This window comes from Geobacillus stearothermophilus ATCC 12980, from assembly GCF_030369615.1.
Lineage (GTDB): Bacteria > Bacillota > Bacilli > Bacillales > Anoxybacillaceae > Geobacillus > Geobacillus stearothermophilus.
Genome location: NZ_CP128494.1, coordinates 1,687,748 through 1,704,068, shown reverse-complemented (window position 1 = coordinate 1,704,068; position 16,321 = coordinate 1,687,748). Strand labels below are relative to the sequence as shown.

Here is a 16,321-nt window from a genome sequence, read left to right as displayed (position 1 = left end):
CGATGATCGAACGGACGATTGAAACGGCGACGAAGCAATACCCGCTCCTCTTAGGCGACGGAGCGGTCCGCGCGTTGCCGTGCCTGCTTCGGGCGCTCTCCTGCCCGCCGGGGACGAAGATGTTGATCATCACCGACGATGTGGTGGCGCCTCTTTATTTGGATGAAGTGCGCGCCACGCTTGCCGCTGCCGGTTATGATGTGTATGCCTACATCATTCCAAACGGCGAGGCGGCGAAGTCGTTTGACAACTATTACGCCTGCCAGACGGCGGCTCTTCAGTGCGGCCTTGACCGCCGCTCGCTCATTGTCGCGCTTGGCGGCGGCGTCGTTGGCGATTTGGCCGGATTTGTGGCCGCCACCTATATGCGCGGCATCCGCTACATTCAAATGCCGACGACGCTTTTGGCCCACGACAGCGCCGTCGGCGGCAAAGTCGCCATCAATCATCCGCTTGGCAAAAATATGATCGGCGCTTTCCACCAGCCGGAAGCGGTCGTCTATGATACCGCCTTTTTGCGCACGCTGCCTGAGCGCGAGCTCCGTTCAGGATTTGCCGAGGTGATCAAACATGCGCTCATCCGCGACCGCCGCTTTTACGACTGGCTGCGCGCAGAAATCAAGACGCTCGCCGACTTGCAGGGCGGCAAGCTCGCCTATTGCATTGAAAAGGGCATTGATATTAAGGCGTCCGTCGTGCGTGAAGATGAAAAAGAAACCGGGGTGCGCGCCCATTTGAATTTCGGCCATACGCTCGGCCATGCGCTCGAGAGCGAGCTCGGCTACGGCGTGCTGACCCATGGGGAGGCGGTGGCGGTCGGCATGCTGTTTGCCATCTTGGTCAGCGAGCGGCTTTACGGCCGGTCATTTGCCGAGCACCGCTTTGCCGAATGGTTCGCTGCGTACGGCTTTCCGGTTTCGCTCCCCGACGGGCTGGCGCCTCACCGGTTGCTCGAGAAAATGAAAGGCGACAAAAAGGCGTACGCTGGGACGGTGCGGATGGTTCTTTTGCGTGAAATCGGCGATGTGGAAGTCGTGGAACTCGAAGATGACAAGCTGCTCGCGTGGCTGTGCGAGTTTGCTGGACAGGGGGGAGAGCGATGATCCGCGGCATTCGCGGGGCGATTACAGTGGAGCGAAACGAGGCCGGAGAAATTATAGCGGCAACGGAAACGTTGCTGCGCGAAATGGTCCGCGCCAACGATGTTGCCGCCCATGACGTTTCGTTCGTGCTCATTTCCGTCACTGACGACATCACGGCTGCGTTTCCGGCTCAAGCTTTGCGCCGCCTTGATGGCTGGACGTACGTGCCTGTCATGTGCACGCGAGAAATTCCAGTGCCCGGTTCGCTGCCGCGCTGCATCCGCGTCATGATGACGGTGGAGACAGACAAACGGCAAGATGAGATTTGCCACGTCTATTTAAAGGATGCAGCCATGCTGCGGCCGGATTTGTCGTTGACAAAAAAAACAGAAATGTAATATAGTTAAAATAACTTCTTTGCCCGCCGCCGGCGGGCTGCCAGAAGCCGAGCAAGAGCTGAGAACGAGTGCAGGGTAGATGAGAATGAGCGAGTTTAGCTGAGGTGAGCATTGGTTCCCTTTCGCTTGCATCTGCCCAAAGACGATGGTCTTTGGGCGTTTTCTTTCCCCATTTTCGCCTCATAAACTCTCATTCTCCGCCCGATGAATCAGAAAGGGAGGAGAAAGGGATGTCCATTGATCGGCTAGCCGCTTTTTTAGCGGATGCTCGCCAGTTTCGCACCATCCCGATCATGCGCAAATTTTTAGCCGATGTCATCGAACCGTTGCAAGTGTTTGCCAATTTGCGCGAGGAAGCGGTGTTTCTGCTTGAAAGCAAAGACGACGAATCGCCATGGGCGCGTTATTCGTTTATCGGCGTGGCCCCATTTTTGACGCTTGAGAGCGAGACAGGAGAAACGTTTTTGATCAAAGACGAGAACGGAAATGTCCAAATGACGGCGTCGACGTTGAAAGAAGCGTTTCAAGCGGTCGAGCGGGCGCTTTGCGTTAAGCCGCTCGCCGAAGCGGCGCCGTTTACGGGCGGCGCGGTCGGCTTTTTAGGCTATGATTTCATTTCCGCCATTGAAAAGGTGCCGCGCCATCGTGCCCCCGACCTAGCCATGAAAGCCGGGCATTTTGTGTTTTGCGAGTCGCTGTTCGCTTTTGATCACGAAAAACGCGAGCTGTCTCTCATTCATTATATCCGGTTGAAGGGTCATGAAACGATGCAGGAGAAAATCGCGATATACCGAGCCGCCGAAGAACGCATCGCCGCGCTGGCAGCGAAAGCGTCGCGCCCCCGGGCCGAACAGCCGCTGCTGCCGGCCGAAGACGAGGCCGAGCGGGCCGCCTTGTTCTCGAAAGCGTCGTCCAATTACGAAAAAGAGCAATTTTTGCGTGACGTCGAGGCGGTGAAACAGTATATTGCGGCCGGCGATGTGTTTCAGGCGGTGCTGTCGCAGCGGTTCTCCGTCCCGGTGCAAGCGGGTGGGTTTGCCATTTATCGCATCTTGCGCCACATCAACCCGTCGCCGTACATGTTTTATTTTCGGCTTGACGGCATTGAAATTGTCGGTAGTTCGCCGGAAAAGCTCATCCAAGTGCGCAACCGGCGCGCCGAGATCGACCCGATCGCCGGAACAAGGCGGCGCGGACGCTCACCGGCGGAGGATGAAAAGCTCGCCGACGAGCTGTACCATGACCCGAAAGAGCGGGCGGAGCATTATATGCTCGTCGATTTGGCGCGCAATGACATCGGCCGGGTGGCGAAGTACGGAACGGTCGAGGTGCCGGTGTTGATGGAAATCGGCAAGTTCTCTCATGTGATGCATTTAATTTCCAAAGTCGTCGGCGTGCTTGACGACGACATCCACCCGATCGACGCGCTCTTGGCCGCTTTTCCGGCTGGAACGGTGAGCGGGGCGCCCAAAGTGCGGGCGATGCAAATCTTGCAGGAGCTCGAGCCGACCGCCCGAGGATTGTACGCTGGAGCGATCGCGTACATCGGCTTTGACGGCAGCATTGATTCGTGCATCGCCATCCGGACGGCGGTCATTAAAGACGGTTATGCGTACGTGCAGGCCGGCGCCGGCATTGTCGCCGACTCGGTTCCGGAGCTTGAATGGAAAGAGACGCGCAACAAGGCGAGCGCCCTCATTTACGCCATCGAACAAGCGGAACGATTATTTGCGAAAGGGGAACAGATCGTATGTTAAAGCGGTTGCTTTCCAAATGCGCGGAAGGGGAAACATTGACGGAAGCGGAAGCGTACGAAGCCATGAATGCCGTGATGTCCGGCGAGGCGACGGACAGCCAGATTGCGAGTTTGGTATCCATCTTGCGCGTGCGCGGCGAGACGGTCGATGAGATCGCCGGGTTTGTGCGGGCGATGCGCGATCGGATGACCACGATCGACGCCGGCGATGACGTCATCGACACGTGCGGGACGGGCGGCGACGGGGCGGCGACGTTCAACGTCTCGACAGCGGCGGCCATTGTCGTTTCGTCGCTCGGGGTCAAAGTCGCCAAGCACGGCAATCGCGCCGTTTCCTCGAAAAGCGGAAGCGCCGATGTGCTCGAGCGGCTCGGCATCGACATTCCCGCGTCGCCTGAGGCCGCCAAACAGGCGCTCGAAACAAAAGGATTGGCGTTTTTGTTCGCCCCCTTGTATCATGCGGCGATGAAATATGCTGCCGGCCCGCGGAAAGAGATCGGGTTTCGCACGATCTTCAATTTGATCGGCCCGCTGGCCAATCCGGCGCGTTGCAAGCGGCAAGTTATCGGCGTCTATTCGACCCGCTACGCCGAGAAGCTGGCGGAAACGATGCGCCGTCTCGGCTCTGAGCACGTGGTGTTTGTCACCGGCCGCGACGGGCTCGATGAGTGCAGCATCGCCGCTGAGACGGATGTTGTGGAACTGAAAGACGGTGACATTCGCCGTTTCGTCCTCACTCCGGAAAGCGTCGGCCTGCGGCGCGGCGGGCTCGCTGACGTGCAAGTGCGCAGTTCGGAGGAAAGCGCCGCACTGCTTGAAGCCGTCATGGACGGCACGGCGCCGGCGAGCGCGATCGATATCACCGCCCTCAACGCCGGCGTTGCGCTGTACGCAGCCGGCAAGGCGGAGACGATCGCCGCTGGGGTGGCGATGGCGAAAGACGCCATTTTGGTCAAAACGGCGTACGAGCAGCTGCAGCGCCTGCGCCGAAAGGAAGTGGTCCACGGTGCTTGAGCAAATTTTGGCAACCAAACGGGAAGAACTCGAAACATTGACCATGCCAGAACCGCTGCCGGAGCCGAAGCGCCGGCCGTTCGCCGCGGCGCTCCGGCGGCCGCGGCGGGCGCTCGGTTTGATCGCTGAAGTGAAAAAGGCGTCGCCGTCAAAAGGCCTCATTCGCGCCGATTTTGATCCGGCGGCCATCGCCAAAGCATACGAGCGCGCCGGAGCCGATGCGATCAGCGTGTTGACGGATGAACGTTACTTCCAGGGACACCGCAGCTATTTGCGCCTTGTGAAAGAAACGGTGGATATTCCGGTGCTGCGCAAAGATTTCATCATCGACCGCCGGCAAGTGGAAGAAAGCGCCCGGCTCGGGGCTGACGCGATTTTATTGATCGGCGAGGCGCTGGCGCCGGAAACGCTCGAGGCGCTTTACCGCGAGGCGTACGACATCGGGTTGGAATGCCTCGTCGAAGTGCACGCAAAAGAGACGCTCGAGCGGCTGCTTGACCGGTTCACTCCGGAAGTGATCGGCATTAACAACCGCGACTTGCATACGTTTGTGACGGCGCTTGAGGCGACAAAAGCGCTGGCGCCGCTTATTCCGCCGTCATGCGTTATCGTCAGCGAAAGCGGGATCAGCTCTTGGCGCGACGTCGAAACGGTCCGCTCGTACGGGGCGCAGGCGATGCTCGTCGGCGAGTCGCTCATGCGCCAGGCGGACGTCGAGCGGGCTGTCTACCGGCTGTTCGGGGAGGATGGCGGCCATGATCCGGCTTAAATATTGCGGCAACCGCTCCGCCGAAGATGTGCGGGCCGCCTTGGCAAGCGGGGCGGACTACCTCGGGTTTATTTTTGCGGACAGCAAGCGGCGCGTCTCGCCTGCTGAGGTGAAGCGCTGGCTGGCGTCAGCGCCGCTTGGCGGCAAACAGCTCGTCGGGGTGTTTGTCAATGCCGCGGCGGAGCAGATTGCCGCTGTCACTGCTGAATTGCCGCTTCATATCATCCAATGCCATGGCCGCGAGACGCCAAATGAGGTGGCTGCTGTGAAAGAAGTGACACGGCGCGCTGTTTGGAAGGCGATCCATCACGACGATGGAGCGCTTGAGGCGATGAAGCAGTACGCTGGGGTGGCTGATGGCTATGTTGTCGACAGCCGCGTCGCCGGCTTGTGGGGCGGGACCGGCGTCGCGTTCGACTGGGAGGCGGTGCCGCGCTATTTGGAAGAAGCGGCGCGCCAAGGCGTGCCCTGCTTCATCGCCGGCGGCGTCACACCGGACAATATTGAGCGACTGCTCCTCTACCGCCCGGATGGCATCGATATCAGCAGCGGCATTGAAACGGACGGGCGCAAAGATCCGAAAAAGATGAAACAGATTGAAGAAAAAATAACATATTGGGCTAAAGAAACAAAGGATGTTTTCGAAACCGCAGCGAACACATGCCCAGACAACGTTGGAGCATGTTTCACGTTTGGAAACAAGAAGGTGGGGATGAGTGATGGAACGCGTTCCGAATGAACATGGGCGGTTTGGCGATTTCGGCGGCAAGTTTATCCCGGAGACGCTCATGCTTCCGCTTGAGGAAATCGAAGCAGAGCTTGACAAAGCGCTGGCGGACGAATCGTTCAAACAAGAATATATCCGCATTTTGCAGCACTACTCCGGGCGGCCGACTCCGCTCACGTTCGCGCCGAATTTGACACGGCAGCTTGGCGGCGCGAAAATGTATTTAAAGCGCGAAGATTTAAACCATACCGGCGCCCATAAAATCAACAATGCCATCGGCCAGGCGCTTTTGGCGAAACGGATGGGCAAGAAAAAGCTGATCGCGGAAACCGGCGCCGGCCAACATGGGGTGGCGGCCGCGACCGTGGCGGCCCATTTCGGGATGGACTGCATCGTCTTTATGGGAGAGGAAGACATCAAGCGGCAAGAGTTGAACGTATTTCGCATGAAGCTGCTTGGCGCGGAAGTGGTGCCGGTCTCAAGCGGCAACCGGACGTTGAAAGACGCGACAAACGAGGCGATTCGCTATTGGGTCGCCCATTGCGACGACCATTTTTACATGATCGGCTCGGTGGTCGGCCCGCACCCGTACCCGAAAATGGTGCGCGAGTTTCAACGCATCATTGGCGATGAGGCGAAAGAGCAGTTTCTCGCCTGCGAAGGGAAGCTGCCCGATGTCATCGTCGCTTGCGTTGGCGGCGGCAGCAACGCCATCGGCATGTTTTACCCGTTTTTGCAAGATGACGTCCGCCTTGTCGGGGTGGAAGCCGCCGGCAAAGGCATTGACACCCCTTACCATGCCGCGACGATCACGAAAGGGACGAAAGGGGTCATCCACGGGGCGATGACGTACTTGCTGCAGGATGAGTACGGGCAAATTGTCGAGCCGTACTCGATCTCAGCCGGCCTCGATTACCCCGGCGTCGGTCCGGAGCATGCCTATTTAGCGAGCATCGGCCGCGTCCGCTACGAAAGCGTGACCGACGAGGAAGCGGTCGCGGCGTTTCGGCTGCTGGCGCAAACAGAAGGCATCATTCCGGCGATTGAGTCGGCCCATGCGGTGGCGAAAGCCGTGGAGCTCGCCCAAGCGATGTCGCCGGATGAAACGGTGCTCATTTGCCTGTCCGGCCGCGGCGATAAAGACGTGCAAACGATGATGCGCCATCTTGGCGCGAAAGAAGGTGAAGATGTTGCTGCTATCCGTTAATCCGCCGCTGTTTATTCCCTTTATTGTCGCCGGCGACCCGTCGCCTGAGGTGACGATGGATTTGGCCTTGGCGCTTGAGGAGGCCGGCGCCGATCTATTGGAGCTTGGCGTGCCGTACTCCGACCCGCTCGCCGACGGACCGACGATCCAGCGCGCCGCCGCCCGGGCGCTTGCCGGGAACATGACGTTGCCGAAAGCCATTCATCTCGTCGCCGAAATGCGAAAAAAGGGGGTAACCATTCCGATTATTCTCTTTACGTATTACAATCCTGTGTTACAATTAGGAGAAGAATCCTTTTTTGCTTTAGCGCGGGAAAATGGCGCCAACGGCGTGCTCATTCCCGATTTGCCGTTTGAAGAAAGCGGTCCGCTCCGCGAACTGGGCGAGCGGTTTGGCCTTCCGCTCATTTCGCTCGTCGCGCCGACGTCAAAGCAGCGGATTGAGCGGATCGCTTCGGCAGCGCAAGGGTTTTTGTATTGCGTTTCCTCGCTTGGCGTCACCGGTGTGCGCGAAACGTTGCCGGAGTCGCTTGGCGATTTTGTCAGTGAAGTCAAGCGGCATAGCCGTGTGCCGGTCGCTGTCGGGTTCGGCATCTCCACGCCCGAACAAGTGGCGATGCTGAAAGAGGTGTGCGATGGCGTCGTCATCGGCAGCGCCCTTGTGCAAAAAGTGGAACAGTTGGGGGAACGGCTGCTGGCGCCGGAAGAAAAAGAAGCGGCCATCGCCGAGTTTGCCGCCTACGCCCGCTCGCTCGCCGCGCCGCTTCACGCGCCGTGTTCTTTGCGCTAAAAGTTCCGATGATGAAGGAGTTGGCAACGCGAATGCAAGTGAAAGAGCAGCTTCGGGGACTTCCCCCATACCAGCCGGGAAAATCGATTGAGGAAGTGAAGCGGGAATACGGCCTTTCTGATATTATTAAACTAGCTTCCAATGAAAATCCGTATGGGTCGTCGCCGGCGGCCAAAGCGGCCATCGCCGCCGAGCTTGACCGTCTTGCCGTTTATCCGGACGGCTACGCCCGCACGCTGCGCGAAAAGGTGGCAACGCATCTTGGCGTCAAGGAAACGCAGCTTTTGTTTGGCAACGGCTCGGATGAAGTTGTGCAAATTTTTTGCCGCGCCTTTTTGGAGCCGGGCACGAATACGGTGATGGCGGCGCCGACATTTCCGCAATATCGCCATAACGCGGTCATCGAGCGGGCGGAAGTGCGCGAAGTGCCGCTTGTCGACGGGCGCCATAACTTAGAGGCGATGCTGTCTGCCATCGATGAACGGACGCGCCTCGTTTGGATTTGCAACCCGAACAACCCGACCGGCACGTATGTGAACGAAACGGAATTGCGCGCCTTTTTGGACCGCGTGCCGCCGCATGTGCTTGTCGTGTTGGATGAAGCGTATTATGAATACGTCACGGCTCCCGATTATCCACAGACGGTGCCGCTTTTAAATGAATACAGCCAGCTCGTGGTGATGCGCACGTTTTCAAAGGCGTACGGGCTCGCCGCGCTCCGTATCGGCTACGGCATCGCCAGCGAAGCGCTCATCCGCGCCGTTGAACCGGCGCGCGAGCCGTTTAACACGTCAACCGTCGCTCAAGCGGCCGCGGCGGCTGCGCTCGATGACCAGGCGTTCCTCCGCGCCTGCGTCGAACGAAACCGCGCCGAACTCGAGCGGTATTACCGCTTTTGCGACGAGCACGGCCTCAAGTACTATCCGTCGCAAACAAATTTTGTATTTATCGATTTCGGCATTGATGGCAATGAGGTGTTTCAATATTTGCTCGAGCGGGGCGTGATCGTCCGCTCCGGCCGGGCCCTCGGTTTGCCGACCGGTGTGCGCGTCACGATTGGCACGAAAGAGCAAAACGACCGAGTGTTTGAAACGATTGCCAGCATGCTGCGGGAAAAACAGCTCGCCTGACCGGCTTCGCGGCCGCCCAGGCGGAACGATGAGCCCGTTGCTTTTCAGAAGCAGCGGGCGTATGTTTACATACAAAGAAGGTGAGACCATTGGAAGGAAACGTGTTTATCGTCGGCCTCGGCTTAATCGGCGGGTCGATCGCCTTAGCCATTAAAAAGGCGCATCCAGCAGCAGTCGTCATCGGCTACGATGTCAACGGCCATCAGCTTGGTTTGGCGCGTTCGCTTAAGATGATTGACGAAACAGCTCGCACGCTTGAGGATGGGTTTGCCGCCGCGGATTTGATTGTTCTTGCCACTCCGGTCATGCAGACCGAATCGATTTTAGCCGCCATGCCGATTGAGCAGCTGAAGCGCGGTGCGATCGTCACCGATGTTGGCAGCACGAAGCAGCGCATCGTCCAAGGCGCGCGCCGTCTGTTGGAGGCGGGCGTGGCGTTTATCGGCGGCCATCCGATGGCCGGATCGCATAAAAGCGGGGTGGCGGCCGCCCGCGCCCATTTGTTTGAAAACGCCTTTTACATTTTGACGCCGACGGATGATGTGCCGCTCGAACGGGTGGAAACGCTAAAACAATGGCTTTCCGGGACGAAGGCGCAGTTTGTCGTGTTAACGCCGGAAGAGCATGACCGCATCACTGGGGTGATCAGCCATTTTCCGCACTTGATTGCCGCCAGCCTCGTCCATCAGGCGCGCGAGTACGAAAGCAAAAACGCTCTTGTCAGCCGGCTTGCGGCCGGCGGCTTTCGCGATATTACGCGCATTGCATCGAGCAATCCGGAAATGTGGCGCGATATTCTCATTCATAATAAACGCGAGATGCTCGCGCTGTTTGACCGCTGGATGGCGGAGATGGAGCGGCTGCGCTCGTTTGTCGAGGAAGAAAACAGCATCGCCATTTACCATTACTTTCTCGAAGCCAAGCAGTTTCGCGATGGGCTGCCGGCGCGGACGAAAGGAGCGATCCCGTCGTTTTACGATTTGTATGTCGATGTGCCGGACTACCCGGGCGTCATTTCCGAGGTGACCGGCTATTTGGCGCAGGAAAACATCAGCATTACTAACATTCGCATTATTGAGACGCGCGAAGAAATTTACGGGGTGCTCCGCCTCAGCTTCCAAAGCGAAGACGACCGGGCGCGGGCGAAGGCGTGCCTCGCTAAGCATACGAACTATGCGACATATGAAGGATAGCAACGAAAAAACAATGGAGGGATGTTGCATGCAGCTGCCAACGAACGTGTCATCGCTCCGGGGGACGCTTGAAGTGCCCGGCGACAAATCGATTTCCCACCGCGCCGTCATGCTTGGGGCGCTCGCTTCCGGCCGGACGGTCATCGATCACTTTTTGTCCGGCGCCGATTGTTTAAGCACGATCGATTGTTTCCGCCGCCTTGGCGTCGACATCCGCCGGGACGGGACGCATGTTGTGGTTGAAGGAGCGGGGCCGGGTGGGCTGCGTGAGCCAAGTGCTGTGCTTGATGTCGGCAACTCCGGCACCACGGCGCGCCTGCTTTTAGGTATTTTGGCCGGGCAGCCGTTTCACGCCTGTCTCATCGGCGATGAGTCGATCGCCAAGCGGCCGATGGCGCGAGTGACGAAGCCGCTTCGCGAAATGGGAGCGCACATTGACGGGCGCGATGGCGGGAATTATACGCCGCTTTCCATCCGCGGCGGTGCTCTTCGTCCGCTTCGCTACACCTCGCCGATCGCAAGTGCTCAAGTGAAATCGGCGATTTTGCTTGCCGGCTTGTTTGCCGACGGGGTGACGTCTGTGACCGAGCCGCACCGCTCGCGCGATCATACGGAGCGGATGGTTCGGCTGTTCGGCGGCGAGATGAAAGTGGATGGCTTGACCGTCTCGGTCGCCGGTCCGCAGCGTTTGCGCGGAACGCACGTTTACGTTCCCGGCGACATTTCCTCGGCCGCCTTTTTCCTTGCCGCAGGGGCCATTGTGCCGAACAGCGAAATTACGCTGAAAAACGTCGGCCTAAATCCGACGCGGACCGGCATTATTGACGTGCTCACACAAATGGGCGCTGAGATTGCAATTGAACATGTCCGCCATGAGGACACAGAGCCGGTCGGCGACATCACGGTCCGCACGTCGGCGCTTGGCGCCGTCGAAATTGGCGGCGACTTGATTCCAAGGTTGATCGATGAAATCCCCATCATCGCCTTGCTCGCGACGCAAGCCGAGGGGACGACGGTCATTAAAGACGCCAGTGAATTGAAAGTAAAAGAGACGAACCGAATCGATACAGTTGTTACGGAGCTGAAAAAGTTCGGCGCCGATATTGAAGCGACCGATGACGGCATGATCATCCGCGGCAAAACGCCGCTCGCGGCCGATGGGATCGTCGTAGACAGCCATGGCGACCACCGGATCGGCATGATGCTCGCCATCGCCGCCTGCTGCGCCAAAGGCACGGTCCGTCTTGAGCGTCCGGAGGCGGTCGCTGTCTCGTACCCGGCGTTTTTCTCTGATTTGCGCTCTTTAGTAAACGGGTGAGAACGAACGTCCAAGGATGGAGCGAAAGCGGGAGTGAACCCGCCGGCTGTTGATGCCCCCGCCCCAAGCGGGCGGGCGGTCATATTTTGCATTGTCCGTTCATATGTTGTCAATAAGAGGAATAATTGGCGCCGCTTTTTGAAAGCGGATACATTACCCAGCAGCTGGTGCGGCGCGGTTGGCGAGCGGATCGGTTGCCGAAACGGCGATTGTCGATTATGATAAAACATGTTCCCGTTGTGCCGGTACATACCAATGCGGACAGCGAGGGCGGGAAGCGCCGCCCTGTCAGGCAACCTACTTGTCGTTGTAAGAGAGGTTTCGAAACCATGACACGTGTTGAACAAATCATTCGTCTAGTGGAAAACGGAAATGTTGACGAAGCGTTGGCGCTTGTGCCAAAAGTGAAAAAGTACAGCAGTGATGAGGAAAAATATACGCTGGCCGACTGTCTATACTCATGGGGGATGCTCGAGGAGGCAAAAGAGCTGCTCGAGGAACTGGCCAGCCGCTATCCGGACGATGGCGACGTCCGTCTGTTTTTGGCGGAAGTGTATACCGAGCTTGAAGCTGAAGACGAAGCGCTCGCCATTTTGATGGACATCAGCGAAGACGATCCGCAATTCGTCCGGGCGTGCCTGCTTGCGGCGGACCTGTATGAAATGCAAGGGCTGACCGAAGTCAGCGAACGGAAGCTAAAACAAGCGTACGAGAAAGCGCCGGATGAACCAGTCGTGCAATTCGCCTTAGCGGAGTTGTACTTTTCGCTCGGCGAGTACGCCAAAAGCGTGCCGCTTTATGAACAAGTGAGGAAAACGAACCGGGAGATCGCCGGCGTTTTGGTCGCTGAACGGCTCGCCGAGTCGCTCAGCCGCATCGGGGAGTTTGAGGCGGCGCTTCCGCACTATGAGGCGGCGCTTAACGAAAAAACGGACAGCCGGACGCTGTTCGCCTATGGGTTCACCGCCTTGCAGGCCGGCTATACGCAAACGGCCATTGACAAGCTTGGCGCCTTAAAAGAGCTTGATCCTGACTATGCTCCGCTTTACTTATATTTGGCCAAAGCGTATGAACAGGAAGGCCAGCTTCAAAAAAGCTACGAAACGGTGCGGGAAGGCATCAACATCGATGAATGGAACAAAGAGCTCCGCCTGTATGCCGGCAAGCTCGCGCTGAAACTGAACAAACCGGCCGAAGCGGAAGAGCAATTGCAAAAGGCGCTTGAAATCGACAATGGCTATGTCGAGGCGCTGACGGTGTTATCGGCGCTTTGGCTTCATGAGCAACGCTATGAGGACGTCGTGTCGCTCCTCGAGCGGGCGATGGCCGACGGCGAGTATGATCCGCAGTTTGAGTGGGATTTAGGGCGCGCCAAACACCGGTTGGAGCTGTATGATGATGCATTAAACCATTACGCCGAGGCATATAATTTCTTTAAGCATAACGTCGATTTTCTCGAAGAGTACGGATATTTTCTCATCGAAGAAGGAAATCGGGCCGCAGCGAGAGAAATATTTCAACAAATTGTTGCTCTCGACCCAAGCCATACGGAAGCGGCCGAGATGCTGCTTGAGCTCGAGGAGTAGGGGAGAAGCGGTGATCGAACCTCTTTCTTGGAAACCGATCGAGGGGGAAGCGCACAATGACGCACGTATCCGTCAATGAAAAAAAAGAATTCATCCGTTGGTTTTTAAGCCACTATCAGTTGAAACGGCGCGAATGCGTCTGGATTTTAAACTATTTGATGAGCCACGACCAATTGATGCAAAAGGTGCACTTTGTCGAGAACGCCCAATATTGCCCGCGCGGCATCGTGATGTCGACCCATTGCGTGGATGACGTGCCGTTTCGCTTCTACAAAGGGAATGTGATGACAACCGATGCAGAGAAATCGTTCCATGACATCCGTTTAAACCGCGACGAAGATATTTACATTCAACTGAATTTCCGCGCTTCTTTTCATTCGCCGCAATATGTCGCCGTGCTTGAGGAAAATCCGCACGCGCCCAAACAGGCGCAAGTGAGCGAAAACGACCAGCGCCTCGCCGAGCAGTTTTTGGAACGCTCCATTTACGAATTCCGGCGCGGGCGGCTCATGAAGCTGATTGACGAGGCGCTCGACCGCCATGATGAAGAGGCGTTCCGCCGCCTGACCGATGAATTAAACAAATTGTAAAAACCTTGCCGCCGGCAAGGTTTTTCTTTTGTCGAAAAATATGGTATGGTGATAAGGAACGAACTTTATGGCAAAGGGGAGTAACGATGAAATGGACAAGCGGGGACGTCGCCATCTACGAAAAAGAGCGCGACTACATTGATACGGCACTCGTTCCGCTTTTGCCGGTGGCCATCGACCAAAGAGCGAGGCGGCTCGCCTCGGGCGGGGAGCTCGTCGGGCTTGTGGCCGCCGAGGCTGAGCGGCAGCTGAGAGGCCGTGTGTTTTTGCTGCCGGCGTTTGTGTATTTTGCCGATGAGCCGCGGCCATCGCTGGCAGAGCGGCTGGCGGGCTGGACAAGCCGGCTTGGACAGGAGGGGATGAAGCATGTGTTTTACGTGACGTGTGACCCGGCGTGGCAAGAGGGCGAAGAAGCTGACCGCGTTTGGCTCGTTCCGGACGTTCCGCTCGAGAACATGGAGGAATCGTACAGGCACGAACTCGTCAAGGAGCAGGCGGCTGAGCTGATCCGCTTTTTCGTCAGCTGCTGGACAAAAAGGTAAGCTGGGCAAAGTCCGACGTTTTGCCGCCTGCGATATTGACCTTGTCTAGCAATTGAGCTATCATTAGAATGTCCTAGTTTTTTATATGTTGTTATACATACAATCGTCTGGTGCGGACTTGATTTTGCATAGAGGGGGGAAGACGATGAGCGACAACAAACATCGTGTAACGAGACGTCAGTTTTTAAACTACACGCTGACCGGCGTCGGCGGTTTTATGGCGGCAGGAATGCTGATGCCGATGCTCCGTTTTGCTTTCGATCCGGTCTTGAAGGATGAAGCAGGGACGGAGATGGTCGCGGTGGCGGACGTCAAAGAAATTACGACCGAACCGAAGCGCTTCGACTTTAAAGTGAAGGTGAAAGACGCTTGGTACGAGTCGGAAGAGCCGAAATCAGCTTGGGTGTACAAGGATGAAAAGGGGGACATTATCGCCCTGTCGCCGATTTGCAAACACCTTGGCTGTACGGTTGACTGGAACACGGATAAAGAGCATCCGAACCATTTTTTCTGTCCATGCCACTACGGTCTCTACACGAAAGACGGCACGAACGTTCCGGGGACGCCGCCGCAAGCGCCGCTTGACCGTTACGAGTACAAAGTTAAAGACGGAAAGCTGTATTTAGGCAAGGCGAAACCAAGAAAGGAGGCGTAATGCGTGTTAAACAAGCTGTATGACTGGGTTGATGAACGCTTAGATATTACGCCTTTATGGCGGGATATCGCCGATCACGAAGTTCCGGAGCACGTCAACCCGGCCCACCATTTTTCCGCCTTTGTCTATTGTTTCGGCGGACTGACGTTTTTTGTCACGGTCATTCAAATTTTGTCGGGCATGTTTTTGACGATGTACTACGTCCCGGATATTAAAAACGCATGGGAATCGGTGTATTATTTGCAAAACGAAGTAGCGTTCGGCCAAATTGTGCGCGGCATGCACCACTGGGGGGCGAGCCTTGTCATCGTCATGATGTTCTTACATACGTTGCGCGTCTTTTTCCAAGGGGCGTATAAAAAGCCGCGCGAGATGAACTGGATCGTCGGCGTATTGATCTTTATGGTGATGATGGGTCTTGGCTTTACCGGTTACTTGTTGCCATGGGATATGAAAGCGCTGTTCGCGACGAAAGTCGGTTTGCAAATCGCGGAGGCGACGCCGCTTATCGGTCCGGCGATCAAAACGCTGTTGGCTGGAGATCCGGAAATTGTCGGCGCGCAAACGTTGACGCGCTTTTTTGCCATTCACGTCTTCTTCTTGCCGGCCGCTTTGCTCGGCTTAATGGCAGCGCACTTTTTAATGATTCGTAGACAAGGCATTTCCGGTCCGCTATGATCGGTCGGCCCGCGTTTCGAGGCGATAGAAAAAAGGAGGGAATCACGCAATGCATCGCGGAAAAGGAATGAAATTCGTCGGCGATTCCCGTGTTCCCGCGGTAAGAAAACCGAATATTCCGAAGGACTATTCAGAATATCCCGGGAAAACGGAAGTGTTTTGGCCGAACTTCCTGCTCAAGGAATGGTTGGTCGGTTCGGTCTTTCTCGTCGGTTTCTTATGCTTGACGGTCGCCCACCCGTCGCCGCTTGAGCGGATCGCTGACCCGACGGACACGACGTACGTGCCGCTGCCTGACTGGTATTTCTTGTTCTTATACCAATTGCTCAAATACTCGTATGCGTCCGGTCCGTATACGGTTATCGGTGCGATCGTCATGCCGGGGCTGGCGTTTGCCGCTTTGCTGCTGGCGCCGTTTTTGGATCGCGGTCCGGAGCGCCGTCCTTGGAAGCGCCCGGTGGCAACCGGCATGATGTTGTTGGCGCTCGCATCTATTGTTTATTTGACATGGGAGGCGGTCGTTACACACGACTGGAAAAAAGCAGCTGAGCAAGGGAAAATTCGCGCGGAAGTGGAAATTGATACGAACGCGGAAGGCTATAAAATCGCCCAAGCGAACACATGTACATCGTGTCACGGACAAAACTTGTCCGGCGGCGCCGGCCCGTCGCTCATCGGCACCGGCTTGACGCCGGAAGAGATCGCGAAGATCGCCAAAGAAGGGAAAGGCAACATGCCAGGTGGCATTTTTAAAGGCACGGATGAAGAGCTGAAAAAAATGGCGGAATTCATCGCCGGCTTAAAAGCGGAATAATTCGTTCGGCACGGAAAGCTGACTCGCGTTAGTCAGCTTTTTTCGTGCTAACATGAAACCGAGGCGAGGTGC

At 57.0% G+C, this 16,321-nt stretch carries 16 protein-coding genes and 1 pseudogene; all 17 read left to right on the top strand.

From position 1 onward, the window contains the following. The first annotated feature begins 2 nt into the window (after window positions 1-2). Window positions 3-1,103: a 3-dehydroquinate synthase gene (aroB, locus tag QSJ10_RS09190; RefSeq protein WP_033014002.1), complete on the top strand. Its 1,101-nt coding sequence runs from the start codon at window positions 3-5 to the stop codon at window positions 1,101-1,103. Continuing rightward, complete coding sequence (aroH, locus tag QSJ10_RS09185) at window positions 1,100-1,480, top strand: chorismate mutase (protein WP_033010070.1); 381 nt, start codon at window positions 1,100-1,102, stop codon at window positions 1,478-1,480. The genes aroB and aroH overlap by 4 nt, the downstream gene beginning before the upstream one ends. Before the next feature lie 230 nt (window positions 1,481-1,710). After that, window positions 1,711-3,237, top strand: a complete 1,527-nt coding sequence (trpE, locus tag QSJ10_RS09180; protein WP_033014003.1) for an anthranilate synthase component I — start codon at window positions 1,711-1,713, stop codon at window positions 3,235-3,237. Beyond that, on the top strand, window positions 3,231-4,250 hold the full coding sequence (trpD, locus tag QSJ10_RS09175) for an anthranilate phosphoribosyltransferase (RefSeq protein WP_049624821.1): 1,020 nt from the start codon (window positions 3,231-3,233) through the stop codon (window positions 4,248-4,250). Before trpE ends, trpD begins: the two co-directional genes overlap by 7 nt. After that, window positions 4,243-5,019, top strand: coding sequence for an indole-3-glycerol phosphate synthase TrpC (gene trpC / locus QSJ10_RS09170; protein ID WP_053532478.1), 777 nt, complete (start codon window positions 4,243-4,245; stop codon window positions 5,017-5,019). The genes trpD and trpC overlap by 8 nt, the downstream gene beginning before the upstream one ends. Further along, window positions 5,006-5,629 (top strand): annotated as a pseudogene (locus tag QSJ10_RS09165) (phosphoribosylanthranilate isomerase); the annotation flags it as partial. The gene trpC and the pseudogene QSJ10_RS09165, both read left to right, overlap by 14 nt. 109 nt (window positions 5,630-5,738) lie before the next feature. After that, entirely contained in the window at window positions 5,739-6,953 is a 1,215-nt protein-coding gene (gene trpB, locus QSJ10_RS09160) for a tryptophan synthase subunit beta (RefSeq protein ID WP_049624823.1), read from the top strand. Continuing rightward, on the top strand, window positions 6,934-7,743 hold the full coding sequence (trpA, locus tag QSJ10_RS09155) for a tryptophan synthase subunit alpha (RefSeq protein ID WP_049624824.1): 810 nt from the start codon (window positions 6,934-6,936) through the stop codon (window positions 7,741-7,743). The genes trpB and trpA overlap by 20 nt, the downstream gene beginning before the upstream one ends. Window positions 7,744-7,775: 32 nt before the next feature. Next, window positions 7,776-8,873, top strand: a complete 1,098-nt coding sequence (hisC, locus tag QSJ10_RS09150) for a histidinol-phosphate transaminase (RefSeq protein ID WP_049624825.1) — start codon at window positions 7,776-7,778, stop codon at window positions 8,871-8,873. Between the two features lie 89 nt (window positions 8,874-8,962). After that, window positions 8,963-10,066 (top strand): prephenate dehydrogenase, encoded by a 1,104-nt coding sequence (locus tag QSJ10_RS09145; protein WP_033014007.1) that lies wholly within the window; start codon window positions 8,963-8,965, stop codon window positions 10,064-10,066. 28 nt (window positions 10,067-10,094) lie between these two features. Next, the gene (gene aroA, locus QSJ10_RS09140) at window positions 10,095-11,384 is read left to right on the top strand and encodes a 3-phosphoshikimate 1-carboxyvinyltransferase (RefSeq protein ID WP_053532476.1); all 1,290 of its coding nucleotides are present in this window, start codon (window positions 10,095-10,097) and stop codon (window positions 11,382-11,384) included. Window positions 11,385-11,713: 329 nt separating this feature from the next. Next, window positions 11,714-12,970: a tetratricopeptide repeat protein gene (locus tag QSJ10_RS09135; RefSeq protein ID WP_053532474.1), complete on the top strand. Its 1,257-nt coding sequence runs from the start codon at window positions 11,714-11,716 to the stop codon at window positions 12,968-12,970. Between the two features lie 56 nt (window positions 12,971-13,026). Continuing rightward, window positions 13,027-13,560: a ReoY family proteolytic degradation factor gene (locus tag QSJ10_RS09130; protein WP_033014010.1), complete on the top strand. Its 534-nt coding sequence runs from the start codon at window positions 13,027-13,029 to the stop codon at window positions 13,558-13,560. Between the two features lie 86 nt (window positions 13,561-13,646). Then, entirely contained in the window at window positions 13,647-14,102 is a 456-nt protein-coding gene (locus QSJ10_RS09125) for a YpiF family protein (protein WP_033014011.1), read from the top strand. Between the two features lie 145 nt (window positions 14,103-14,247). Beyond that, window positions 14,248-14,757 carry a Rieske (2Fe-2S) protein gene (locus QSJ10_RS09120; RefSeq protein ID WP_033014012.1) on the top strand — a complete coding sequence of 170 codons (510 nt, stop codon included), beginning with the start codon at window positions 14,248-14,250 and terminating at the stop codon, window positions 14,755-14,757. Between the two features lie 3 nt (window positions 14,758-14,760). Continuing rightward, window positions 14,761-15,435, top strand: coding sequence for a menaquinol-cytochrome c reductase cytochrome b subunit (qcrB, locus tag QSJ10_RS09115; protein ID WP_011231676.1), 675 nt, complete (start codon window positions 14,761-14,763; stop codon window positions 15,433-15,435). A 49-nt stretch (window positions 15,436-15,484) separates the two neighbouring features. Then, window positions 15,485-16,249, top strand: coding sequence for a menaquinol-cytochrome c reductase cytochrome b/c subunit (locus QSJ10_RS09110; RefSeq protein WP_033014013.1), 765 nt, complete (start codon window positions 15,485-15,487; stop codon window positions 16,247-16,249). Window positions 16,250-16,321 lie beyond the last annotated feature (72 nt).